Source organism: Candidatus Neomarinimicrobiota bacterium (genome assembly GCA_018647265.1).
In the GTDB taxonomy this organism is placed as follows: Bacteria; Fidelibacterota; Marinisomatia; order Marinisomatales; family TCS55; genus TCS55.
In genome coordinates, this window is record JABGTK010000098.1 from 1 (window position 1) to 12817 (window position 12817).

Genomic DNA, 12817 nt, shown 5'->3' on the forward strand with positions numbered 1-12817 from the left:
GTATTGCGATTAGTTTTTTCATGGTGTTAGTTCCTATTTAAGAAATGTGATTTTTTGTGTATTAAAATTATTTTTGTGGCGCACAGTAACAATATATGTGCCCGTGGCCAGTTGTTGTCCTGCAATCGTACGGGCATTCCATACAAATTGATAATGGCCCGCGCCGGGATAATCTTTTTTATGATCCAATACGATTCGGCCCAAGAGGTCATAGATGGTAATTTGAACCAATCCACCATCCGGAATCTCCAGATCAATTTTTGTCGAAGGATTAAATGGGTTGGGATAGGCCGGTTTAATCATAAATGAGTTGGGAATAATTTCCTCATCGTCTGTTCCCAATGAAGTCCAGCGAACGATCCAGCCCCAGTAGCCAGAAGATATTTTGTTTTGGTTCGATTGGGATACACCAATAACATTTTGTCCCACGGTGCCATTCAACTGATACGCATTACCTTTGGCTTGAATATTACCGGCGGATATACCTGACCGTTGGATGGCTTTACTTTGGGCACCCAGACCTGTCATGAGTATAAATGCAACCATGATTGTGGTTCGTATGGCAAACCATTTTTGAACATTTATTGTTTGTTTTATCATTTGTCTTCCTTGTTTGCTTTTGAAGAAAATTCTTTGATCATCGTTTCCAGTTCTGTGGTAACGATTGGTTTCATTAAAAAAGGGATATTCATTTTTTCTGCAATCTTTTTTACGGCAACATCTGCAGATACAATGATTGTTTTATGCATTAATTTTAATTGTGTCGATATATCTAAGCCCGTGCCATCACCAAGATGGTAATCTGAAATTAAAATATCTACATGATTTTTTTCTGCAATTGCTATAGCTTCACGGACCGATTTAGCATCACCGCAAAGTATCGTGTTTTCTTTATTCTCAATTACTTCCGCCAATGCAGCCAAACCGAGTGCTTCGTCATCGACGGCTAAGACTGAAATCGTTTGTCCTGACTCTTGTATGTTTGATTTAGGTGTAGCAAAATTCATGCTTAGATAATAATTGGAATAATTTTAAAAACATCATACAATGTTGTGAATGGTTCTATTATGTTGCGAAAGGGTCTATGGTGATGTGAGTGGGACCGGGGAAGAAGTTTGAAGTTAGATGGAAGAGGAAAGGGAAAAGGAAAAAGAAGAATAATGACAGTAATATTTCGATTACATTAATAGGATTATTGTCATGTCCCTTCTTCGGTGGGCAGGCAGATAAACAGTAAAGCCAAATACAACGGTCTAACAGTTTATCCGTTTTTTATACGATTAATCTTTTCTTTAATTCGATCGCATATGATCGACTCATAACCAATTGAGTCTCCAAGCCATTCAAATAGACATGAAACGTTCCCTTCCCAAATGGTGATATATGATGAATCTTATTAATATTTACAATTGTTGAGCGGTGAATTCTAAAAAAATGATTTTCAGGTAAAATATTTCTCCAGTCTGAGAGTGATTTCCGAATAAGGGTTGGTTTTATACCCAATATATAAATCATAGAATACACATCCTTTGCCTCAATATATTGAATTTCCTTTAATTGAATAAACTGAAAAGTCTCATCAGTTTGAACAAATACTCTATCTTCTAAGGTGAAAGTTTTAAGAACAGGTTCGTATTTTTTATTTTCTATTTTATTAAATACGTTTTGTATACGCTCGACAGTTGGCGGTTTTACAATATAATCTATTGCATTAACCTCAAAAGCACGAATAGCATATTTATCCATAGCGGTAATAAATACAATTTTTGTTTGCGGCGGTACAAATGGAACTAAATCAAAACCTAAATCCCCCTTGAGATTTATATCAAGGAAAATGATAGAAAATTCAGTTTGGTTCAAGGCTTCTTTTGCCTCCGATAAAGAATCCGCTTCGGTAGTGACCCCTTCAGGACAAATTTCATGCACTAAATCACAAATTTGTTTCCTTGCGAAAGTTTCATCATCTACAATTAAAATATACAATGGATTCATAAGGATGGTATTATTAAAGTAACAATAACTTTTCCATCTTCTTCTTTATGGGTTAAAGTCCAATTATCTTTAAAATGATGTAATAACCGTTTTCGAATATTTACAAGTCCGATACCACCTTCATACAAGGCTATTTTTTGATTCTTTTTTGATTCATCTTTTTTCACCCATTTACCATCATTCTCAACGACGATATTTAAATTTGTATCTTTTTTATCAACAAATAGATTAACACTACAAACACCATCATGCGTGTTATATCCATACTTTACTGCATTTTCGATTATTGGGAAGATAATTAACCCAGGTATTTTATGATCCATTAGTGATTCGGGACATGTAATGGCAGATTCCAACTTATCTTCATATCGTATTTTTTGTAATTCAATGAATTCTTCAATGAGGCCAATTTCATTTTTCAAACTTACTGTTTCCGATAAATCTTCACTCAAAATATGCTGGAAATATTTCGCAAGATGTAAAGTCATTTCACGCGCTTTATCGGGAGAATTACGAATTAAGTAATGAAGTGAATTTAGAACATTGTATAGAAAATGTGGTTTGAGTTGAAATCGCAATACTTTTAGTTTTTCTATTTTAACTTGCTCTAACATTAATGCTTGCTTTTGATTAGCGTCAATAATTAAATAAAAATATTTGAATAAAAAATATAATGTGGACCACAATAAAGCAATAAACACATAATTTACCATATGCGGAAAGCGAGCGCCGGGTACAAAAAAACCAATCATTAATTTTGGGAAAATACCAAAAGTAAATGTTGCTATAATAAAACTGAATAAAGCAGCAAGAGATATAACAGCAAAAACAATAGTGCTTAAGGGTTTATTAATTAAATTTGCTTTTTTAAAAATAATGCGCGCTATTAAAGATATTAATAATCCCGTAAAAGAAACAATAAATCCATATAATGCCACTTCAGTTGAAGGACCATGATCTAAAGATACTTTGAAAAATATAACAAAAAAAAGCGTCGACCAGCCAGTTATCTGTAACTGCCAAAATGTAAATATTCTAGGGCGATTCAAAAGATTATGCCCATTTTACATACGGTTTTCTTGGAGCAAAATCAAACCCTGTGGCACCAGAAATATCGGATATTTCGTAAAACTTTTTCCCATCCTTGAAATATTCGTCTATAATACTTTTAACGACTTCCATATATTTTTTCATACCAACCAAATTAAATACGCCAGTTCCTTGGTGAAATAGTATATCGCCACCAATCAAGTTAAATAGAAATGAATATAAACCATCGTCCGTTTTAAATTTCCATTCAGGATTTTCCGTAATAGGCAAACCCGATACAGGGCTCTTTTTATTCATTTATCAAATCTTTAAGAATTTATAAGTCATTTAGGTGAGAGTTTCGTCCCATCAGGTGTATCTTTTACAATCCACCCTTTCGAAGCTATTAAATCGCGCAATTCATCCGACTTTGCCCAATCTTTATGTTGTCGCACTTCCTCTCTCTCAGAAACCAATTCTATTATCTCTTGCGGAATAGACTCATCTTTAGGAAGCACACCGAATACTGAATCAAAATAAGCAATAAAATTTATTCCTTGAGATGCTTCATCTTCAGATAATGAATTTTTATCCAAAGTTGAATTTGTAACACGAATCCAATCAAAGAATACAGCCAAAGCCTTTGGCGCATCCAAATCATCTTCCAAAGCAATGTTGAATGGATTCACCGCATCGGGGAAATCGGATGTGGATTTTCTATCTATATCAGTCAAACGTATTCGCAATTCATGAATCCTCTGGATGGCCATTTTAGCTTCATGTTGTTTATCCAAGGTAAAATTAACTTTCGTTCGATAATGGGCACTTAGCATGATATAGCGAATCTCTTCTGCAGTAAAACCTTTTTCGAGCAGATCCGGTATACAATAAAAATTTTCGATAGATTTACTCATTTTACCACCATCTACCATGAGAAATTCAGAGTGAAGCCAAAAATTCACAAAGGGCGTATCAGCAGCACAAACTGATTGGGCAATTTCATTTTCATGATGGGGAAACTTATTATCCACACCACCACAATGAATGTCAAAATGCTGTCCTAAATATTCCATAGACATGGCAGAACATTCTATATGCCAGCCAGGGCGGCCTTTACCCCACGGTGAATCCCAAGCCACATCACCATCTTCATTCTTGTAAGCTTTCCAAAGGGCAAAATCCTGGGGATTATCTAACCCATATTCATCTGATACCACCCGTTCTGATTGGCGCATTCCCGCCATATTAATATTTGTCAGATTACCGTAATCTTTAAATGATTCAATGGAAAAAAAGACAGAACCATCATCCGTTTTATAAGCATTCCCTTTATCAATTAAGGATTTAATCATTTTGATCATGCCATCCACATGTTCGGTGGCAGCGGGATATACATCGGCGGGAATAATTTTTAATGATTTTAAATCACGGTAAAACAATTCAGTATAATGGCTTGTGATTTCTGAAAGAGGTTTCCCCTCATCCATAGATTTCTTAATGGTCTTGTCATCCACATCTGTAATATTCATTACATGAAAAACATCAAATCCACGAGCCACTAAAACTCGTTTAAGAAAATCTTCAAAAAGGAAGGTGCGAAAATTGCCAATATGGGCTGTATCATATACGGTTGGTCCACATGTATATAGTTTAACTTTCCCTTTTTCTAAGGGAATAAAATCTTCTTTTTTTCGTGAAAAAGAATTATAAAATCGGAGCACGTTTTTTACCCACTGATTGGAGAAATTTTAGATCTATATGAACTGCAATTGCCTGCTGAAGTGCATCAATTTTTATGACAAGTCTATCCTCACCTTTTATTTGAAGCACAATACCTTTAGTTCCTTTCATAGGCCCTTCAAATACTTCTACTTCATCCCCTACTGAAAAATATTCTGTAGGTTCAAGTTCATACCCTCCTTCCAAAGCTAAGCGAATCGACTTTATAACTTCGTCTTGGACGATTGCGATACTACCACTAAACTTGACAATCGTACTTATGCCATGTGTTTCTAACACAAAAATTGAATTTTTAAGTTCTATCCGTGCAAATAAATAACTCGACAGAAGAGGCAATTCTACCCATTTCATTCGGTCGGACCATTTGCGCTTTTGCCGTACCAATGGCAAATAGGCCTCTATCCCATTTTTCTCTAATTGCTGAAGAGCAACTTTTTCTGCCCGAGGTTTCGAGCGGACAGCTATCCAATGTTGTTCCATTAATCTTCTAATGCTTCATTAATTATTGTTTGTATCAATTCCGGAAAACTTAATCCAGCAGCAGCAGCCGACTTTGGAACTAAACTTGTTTCTGTCATTCCCGGCAATGTATTCACTTCTAAAAACCACACTTTGTTGGTTTCATCTAACCGAAAATCCACTCTAGAATAGTGGCGACACCCTAGTAATTTATGGATTTTTAAAGCTGACGCCTGAATCGATTTTGTTATTTCTTCCGATAAATTTGCGGGACAAAAATAGTCCGTCATTCCTTGGGTATATTTACATTCATAATCGTAGAGTTCATGACTGGGGACAATTTCTACAATGGGGTATGCTGTATCACCAATGATTGATATTGTTATTTCACGGCCGGCAATAAAGGCTTCTATCAAAACAACAGAATCGTATTGCCGCGCTAATGCAACAGCATCAGCCAATTCAGATTGATCTTGAACAATGGTCAATCCAATGGTGCTACCTTGACTGTTGGGTTTCACCACCACAGGATAACCCAAATCATGATCCATAGGCACATCATCACCTGAGGATAATGCAATCCAATTCGGTGTTAAAATATCTTTTCGATGAACCAACGCTTTACTCACCCGTTTATCCATACAAATGGCAGATGATTCGTTACCGGAACCGGTGAACCGCACACCCAAAGATTGAAGGAATCCCGGAATAACACCATTCTCACCATCACCACCGTGAAGGCCATTAAACACCACATCCACCGATAATAGATCTGGAATTAATGATTTTATATCATCTTGGGAATCAAGTGATAAAACATCATAGCCCAACTCTTTACAGGCATCAGAAATTGCTTTTCCTGAAGATAAGGACACATCCCTTTCAGCTGAATTTCCACCGGCTAAAACGCCAATCTTCATTGCGCCAACTCTCCCAAAATTTGTTGAGCACCATCCATGATATCTTTAACAATAAATGTGGGTGTAATTGACCCAAGTTTTTTTTGCGTATCCTCACCTCGGCCGGTCAATACTAGCATGGTATCCATCCTTGAATTTATGCCCGCTTCTATATCGGAAACAGCGTCACCAATCATTATTGAATTGGCCAATTCAATACTATGATCTGAAGCCGCTTCCTTAAACATACCGATTCCTGGTTTTCTAAAGTCCGATGCATTATCTGGATGATCGGGACAAAAATATATTCCTAGCAAATTCAAATTGTTATTATAAAACTCATTCAATATAAAATCATGAATTTCGCCCAATCGATTGATATCAACAATGCCGCGGCCGATTCCCGATTGGTTGGTAATTATACAAAAACGATGGCCTGCGTTACCCAGTTGTTTCAGCGCATCCATGGTAAAATCATAAAATTCAAACTGGTCTATTGAATTGATATATCCTGGATCAGGATTCAAAGTGCCATCCCTGTCTAAAAATATTGTATCGTATTGTTTCATTCTGTGATATGCTGACCAGAAATGTCTTTAATATTTACTGAACTGCGGAGAAAATAAATGGCCCCTATAATTATTAAAGGTACAAACCCGACCGCATGGAGAAGTACGGCGAAAGCTTGAGATTCTGTCCTACTTACGAAAAACAATGTAGTTAATACATAAACTGCTGCTGCATGATATGTTCCCACGGCACCGGGGGCTGCTGGAATGGCAACTGCCAAGGATGTGGAAATCAACACAACGCCCACTTCAATCCACGATAAATGAATTCCTGCCGCAAGGATTACAGCATAGGTAATGCTGTAATAAACCACCCACATAAAAATGGTATGCAGCACAATTTGCCCAACGTGCTTTGTGGCACGGATGGAGGTTAAACCATCCACCAAACTATTAATAATTGTAAGAATACGATGGGCCCATGGCTTTTCAAAAACTGACCATTTTTCAATTTGTTCTATCAAATGGGATTTGGCACGTCCCAAGGCTAAGACAAAACCAAAACCAACTAGGGTAAATATTACTACTGCTAACATGATATTCCGGCCAGCTTCATCAAATGGATATAACCATCCAAAAATTAAAATCATACAAACAAGCCCGAGCATATCTAAAATTCTCTCAAGGATTACTGTTCCAAAAGCAGCCGATGTTTCTACATTTTCCCTCGCTGCAATTGTATAAGCCCTTAGCAGTTCTCCTAATCTAAATGGTAAAACAGCATTCCCGAAATAGCCCACCATAGTGGCTGCGAAAAGTGGATGAAATCGAATATTTTCAATTGGTTCCAAAAGCAACTGCCATCTTTCAGCGCGAATCGCCACAGAAAATATCAATAACATAATTGCTATGGATAACCATAACAGGTTCACAGATTTGAGGTGAAACCACAATTCATTAAAATCTACTTGGTCAAAAGCATAATAAAGTCCCACAGAACTGATGGCAATACTAATGATTAATTTTAACCACTTATTCACGGAGATTAATGACCTCCTTCGCAGATGGGTTGAATGAATGGTATAATTTCAAATTTCCAATTCTATATTTGTTTACTTTCAGAGATACGTTTTGATCGGGGCCGTAAATTATTTTGATTACTTTGGGATGCCCCTTTTTTGATATGGTCAATTTCCCTTTATAACCCATCATGGGTATATCAATATCCATCGCCACTATCATCTCACCCACAATAGGTGTTCCGAAAAGAACATCTTTAAAATCACCTGTAATGAGATTAAAGATACTTATATCGCCTTCAACCGTTTGGTCAATAATGAGCTGGCCTGTCACCTTGTTCCACGTTTTGATCGTATCTCCTGCTACATAAACAGTTTCAGAAGCTGTATCCAAAAGGTAATGTTCTTCTTTAAATATTTCAATCGTACCATATTCAACTGAATTGGATTCAAATTGCTTCTGCTGAATCTCTACAGAAATCACCACACCATTGGCATCGTTCATGGCTGAAATAAATTTGTCTTTCCATGGATTAGTTTGAGCCAATGACACTACTGAAAACAGTGACATATAGATTAAGGTGCGCTTCATGGATAGTTAATCGAGTGTTTCTAGGTACGACTCATCGACCAGTACTTCTCGCGCTTTACTGCCCGTAAAAGTACCCACAATGCCAGCTTGTTCCATTTCATCAATCAATCGCGCTGCACGGGAATAGCCAACTTTTAATCGCCGCTGAATGAGTGATATAGATCCTTGCTGATGCATTACTACCAATTTTACAGCTTCATCAAATAGTTCATCAAATCCACCATTATCTCCAGTAACGAGTCCACCGGCGCCCATAGTTTCTCTTGGACTAGGTAAAACCAATTCATCTGCCTTGGGTTGTTGTGTTATATGGCCCATTAACGATTCAATTTCTTCGAGACTTAAAAATGCATTATGAAGTCGGGTTGGCTCAGAGGAACCACTGCCAAGATATAGAAGGTCACCTCGGCCAATGAGTTTTTCTGCACCGGAGCCGTCGATGATAGTTCGTGAATCAATTTTTGTGGCTACTTGAAAGGCAATCCGAGATGGGAAATTGGCTTTTATCACACCGGTAATCACATCCACCGATGGTCTTTGTGTTGCAACCACCAAGTGAATCCCAACTGCACGTGCCAATTGAGCCAAACGAGCAATCGGCGCTTCAACTTCTTTGGCATTTAGCATCATTAAATCTGCAAGTTCATCAATAAGTACAACAATAAATGGCATGATAGTTTCACCTTTGTCGCGCATCTTTTTATTATATTCGCCAATATTACGAACAACCGCATCGGCCAAAACATCGTAACGTCTGCCCATTTCTTTTTCAACAGCGCGGAGAGCTAATGTTGCATTCTCTGGTGTGGTAACAATCGGTTCATCTATATCTTCTATCTTAAGTAAATGATAATCAGATAATGAACGATATAAAGTCATTTCAACTTTTTTCGGATCAATAATGACAAATTTCACTTCATCCGGTGAGGCCTGATAAAGCAAACTGGCCAGAATTGTATTCATACATACAGATTTCCCGGAACCAGTGGTACCGGCAATAAGGAGGTGTGGCATTTCGGCTAAATCTAATATTGCGATTTCCCCTGTAGTTGTCTTCCCTACCGCTAAAGTCAATTTTGATTCCGCCGAAGCGAATTTCTCTGAATTGATTACCGACTTGAAATAGACCATATCAGGGTTGCGGTTTGGAATTTCAATCCCCACCGAGGATTTTCCCGGAATTGGGGCAATGACACGAACACGGCTTGCTTCCATCACGCGGGCTAAATCGTCGGATAAAGCGACAAATTTATTGACGCGAACACCTTCAGCAGGCTCTACCTCAAATAATGTAATAACGGGACCTGGACTCACATTAACCACTTTACCCATAACACCGAATGTCTGTAATGATTGCTGGAGGAAGTTGGCGCGGTCCACCAATTCGTCGCGACTCATACCGCTCTGAATATTGAGAGGATTAGCTAACAATTCCGCCGATGGCAATTGGAATTCCCGTTTGGGCGTTTTACGCTCTTTAACCGCATCAATATCAACTTCCGTTTCCTCAACTACTTCACCAACTTCTAAATTACCTTCTTTTGCTTCATCCTGTTCCGGGTCAACAGATGATTGATCAGTCTCAATTATTGTTTCATCTGTTTCGTCTTCATTCTCTTTAGACGCTTTTTGATCGATGTCAATATCTTCGAATGAATCATCCACCTCTTCTGCTGAAGATTCAGGTTTTTGCAATTCATCAATTGGTTCTTCATCTTCAGTTTCAGGACGTTTTTCAGGTTCAATTACATCTGCTTCATCTTTTCGCTGCGAATCAATTTTTTCTATCAAATTTTGTGTATGACGACGCTTTTCATCCTCGACGGATATATTTTCAGTAACCAATTTTTGATTATCCCGTTTTTTCTGAATCTTCTCTAATAATGCTTTGATCGGCTCATAAAAACTGAATCCAAAGTAACCGCGAATAAGTACCATCCACAGGGCTAAAAGAATAATGACAATGCCAATACCACCAACAAAATCATAAATGAATTGGGAGATGATGCCGCCGATCAATCCACTGAAACGAAAAGAATTATCCAATATACCATAACGAAATATTTGTGCGGCGCCCAGAGTAATTGAAGATAATACAACAACACCAATTAAATAACCAGAGAGGCGACTGATCGCTTCAAATTCTTTGTGTGTAAAAAACCAAATTCCCCACGAAATCGCTAAAAGGGGTAAAATAAATGAACTATAACCAAAGGTGAGTTTAATGAAAAAATAGCCAATCCAAACACCAAGGATTCCCATGGGATTTTCCACACGAACATTTGGTGAAATACCCGGATCTTCAAAAGGGCTGTATCCTAGCAAACTGATAAAAACTAATAGTGAAATAGCTACGGCCAGAATACCTAATATTTCTAATCTTCTTTCTTTCATTAAAATAATTCTCCATGTGATTCCGTCATTTCATCATACCAATCCACAAACCGACTGACACCAACATCAATACTAATTTGAGCTTCATAATCTAAACGTGATTTAGCACGGGATACGTCTGAAAAAGTTTGGAGAACATCGCCGGCAGGTAATGCTTGTCGCTCAAGTTTGGGGTCAACCCCAACACGCTCGCCAATCACATGAACTAATTCATCTAGTTTTACCGGCTCTGAATTTCCCAAGTTGTAGATAGCATATTGATCTTCAGCGTTCATGGCGCCAAATATACCATTAATTATATCGTCGATATATGTGTAATCCCGCGCCGTAGAACCATCGCCAAAGAAGGGAATAGCCTCTCCTCGTTTCATCATTCGGGTAAATTTATGAATAGCCATTTCTGGACGTTGTCTAGGCCCATAAACGGTGAAAAACCGAAGGCATGATGTGGGGATTTCACTCAAATGATGATAGGTATAACACATCACTTCACCCATTTTTTTTGTGGCACCATAAGGGGAAATTTGAAAATCCACAATATCATCTTCGGAAAATGGTGTTTTTTTATTATTACCATACACTGAGGATGAACTAGCAAATAAGAATTTTTGCACATTCGATTTCTGCATGGCCTCCAACAAAGTTTGGGTACCGTTAATATTCACATCGGTATAAAGCAAGGGATCTTCAATCGAAGGTCTTACACCTGCCATGGCAGCCAAATGTACGACAACTTCAAAATCGTTTTTCTCAAACAATTGAGAGACCAATTCACTATCCCGAATATCACCTTTTACAAAAGTGTATTCATCATAATCTGAATGACTGGATCGATTTAATTCTTTGATGCGTGGATTATAAAATTCGTTCAAATTATCAAGACAGACAACTTTGTTCCCCGCTGCGAGCAATTGATCGGTTAAATGAGAGCCGATGAAACCTGATCCGCCAGTGACCAAAACTGATTTATTTGAGGTTTTTTCCATAGAACTATGCTTTAACTATTTACAGTCCCATCTTTATAAAATGGCGGTTTAACAACTTTGCACTTTAATTTTTTATTACGGACTTCCAATTCCAGTTCCGTGCCAATCTTTGCCATTGGTTTCGCCACGTAAGCAATGCCGATTCCCCGCTTTAAAGATGGTGATTGGGTGCCGCTTGTTACTTCTCCCACCACTTCTCCATTCGCTAAAACTGAATATCCTTTACGAGGAATTCCGCGATCAATCATTTCTATACATATCAATCTGCGGGAGAGTTTTTCCTTTCCTTCAACCAATGCATCTTTACCAATAAAATTATTTTTTTCTAATTTGGTGATCCATCCCAAGCCCGCTTCAATCGGGTGGGTGGTTTCATCAATATCATTCCCATAAAGGGCATATTTCATTTCCATCCGGAGCGTGTCTCGACAACCGAGGCCCACAGCTTCGACATTGTTTCCACCAGCGGACATAATGGCATCCCAGATTTTGACAATGTTATCGTGGTCAGCATATACTTCAAAACCCAATTCTCCAGTATACCCAGTTCGTGCTATTGTGGCAGGACTGCCATCTATATTTCCAATATCAAAACAATAAAAGTCTAAGGTATTCAAATCTATATCCACAATGGTCTGAAGAATTTCTCTGGACTTCGGCCCTTGAAAAGCGATCAAGCCAGTTTGTTCACTCATATCCATAATATCTACATTGTCAGGCTTATGAGCCATGAGCCAATCCAGGTCTTTCCCTATATTTGCACAATTTACCACCAACATAAAATGGTCGGTATAACGATAAATCAGAAGGTCATCGATTATGCCACCATCCTCGTAACACATGGCGGAATACTGAGCTTGCCAAGGTTGAATAACCGTAGCATCATTAATTGTTACATAATCGAGAAATGCCTCCGCACCTTCTCCTGAAACGATGAATTCCCCCATATGGCTTACATCAAATAAACCGGCGGAATTGCGCACAGCATTATGCTCTTGCATAATGCCACCATATTGGATGGGCATCTCATAACCGGCGAAATCCACCAACTTTGCCCCCAAAGCTATATGTTTATCATATAATGGCGTTTTTTTCATGATGCTTCGAAATACTCTTTCAACTTTTTCATACCTTCATTGATATCTTCCACTGTAATGCCGGAATAGGCAAAACGAATGAAGAATTCAGTTTCTTCTAA

At 37.9% G+C, this 12817-nt stretch carries 14 protein-coding genes; all 14 read right to left on the reverse strand.

The window, feature by feature from the left end; translation table 11 throughout:
* Window positions 1-33 precede the first annotated feature (33 nt).
* Entirely contained in the window at window positions 34-600 is a 567-nt protein-coding gene (locus tag HN459_05465) for a T9SS type A sorting domain-containing protein (GenBank protein MBT3478895.1), read from the reverse strand.
* The gene (locus HN459_05470) at window positions 597-1007 is read right to left on the reverse strand and encodes a response regulator (GenBank protein MBT3478896.1); all 411 of its coding nucleotides are present in this window, start codon (window positions 1005-1007) and stop codon (window positions 597-599) included. Before HN459_05470 ends, HN459_05465 begins: the two co-directional genes overlap by 4 nt.
* Window positions 1008-1272: 265 nt before the next feature.
* Window positions 1273-1983 (reverse strand): response regulator transcription factor, encoded by a 711-nt coding sequence (locus tag HN459_05475; protein MBT3478897.1) that lies wholly within the window; start codon window positions 1981-1983, stop codon window positions 1273-1275.
* Between the two features lie 5 nt (window positions 1984-1988).
* Window positions 1989-3041, reverse strand: coding sequence for a histidine kinase (locus HN459_05480; GenBank protein ID MBT3478898.1), 1053 nt, complete (start codon window positions 3039-3041; stop codon window positions 1989-1991).
* A gap of 4 nt (window positions 3042-3045) precedes the next feature.
* Window positions 3046-3339: a hypothetical protein gene (locus HN459_05485; GenBank protein MBT3478899.1), complete on the reverse strand. Its 294-nt coding sequence runs from the start codon at window positions 3337-3339 to the stop codon at window positions 3046-3048.
* A gap of 26 nt (window positions 3340-3365) precedes the next feature.
* Window positions 3366-4742 carry a cysteine--tRNA ligase gene (locus tag HN459_05490; GenBank protein MBT3478900.1) on the reverse strand — a complete coding sequence of 459 codons (1377 nt, stop codon included), beginning with the start codon at window positions 4740-4742 and terminating at the stop codon, window positions 3366-3368.
* Window positions 4726-5241, reverse strand: a complete 516-nt coding sequence (locus tag HN459_05495) for a UpxY family transcription antiterminator (GenBank protein ID MBT3478901.1) — start codon at window positions 5239-5241, stop codon at window positions 4726-4728. Before HN459_05495 ends, HN459_05490 begins: the two co-directional genes overlap by 17 nt.
* On the reverse strand, window positions 5241-6140 hold the full coding sequence (locus HN459_05500) for a D-alanine--D-alanine ligase (GenBank protein MBT3478902.1): 900 nt from the start codon (window positions 6138-6140) through the stop codon (window positions 5241-5243). Before HN459_05500 ends, HN459_05495 begins: the two co-directional genes overlap by 1 nt.
* A complete protein-coding gene (locus tag HN459_05505; GenBank protein MBT3478903.1) occupies window positions 6137-6688 on the reverse strand; it encodes an HAD-IIIA family hydrolase in 552 nt (183 codons plus the stop codon). Before HN459_05505 ends, HN459_05500 begins: the two co-directional genes overlap by 4 nt.
* Entirely contained in the window at window positions 6685-7668 is a 984-nt protein-coding gene (locus tag HN459_05510) for a flippase-like domain-containing protein (GenBank protein MBT3478904.1), read from the reverse strand. The genes HN459_05505 and HN459_05510 overlap by 4 nt, the downstream gene beginning before the upstream one ends.
* The gene (locus tag HN459_05515; protein MBT3478905.1) at window positions 7661-8239 is read right to left on the reverse strand and encodes a hypothetical protein; all 579 of its coding nucleotides are present in this window, start codon (window positions 8237-8239) and stop codon (window positions 7661-7663) included. The genes HN459_05510 and HN459_05515 overlap by 8 nt, the downstream gene beginning before the upstream one ends.
* Before the next feature lie 6 nt (window positions 8240-8245).
* Window positions 8246-10177 (reverse strand): DNA translocase FtsK, encoded by a 1932-nt coding sequence (locus HN459_05520; protein MBT3478906.1) that lies wholly within the window; start codon window positions 10175-10177, stop codon window positions 8246-8248.
* A gap of 455 nt (window positions 10178-10632) precedes the next feature.
* A complete protein-coding gene (locus HN459_05525) occupies window positions 10633-11619 on the reverse strand; it encodes an SDR family NAD(P)-dependent oxidoreductase (protein ID MBT3478907.1) in 987 nt (328 codons plus the stop codon).
* Between the two features lie 11 nt (window positions 11620-11630).
* The gene (gene gcvT / locus HN459_05530) at window positions 11631-12716 is read right to left on the reverse strand and encodes a glycine cleavage system aminomethyltransferase GcvT (protein ID MBT3478908.1); all 1086 of its coding nucleotides are present in this window, start codon (window positions 12714-12716) and stop codon (window positions 11631-11633) included.
* Window positions 12717-12817: the final 101 nt, after the last annotated feature.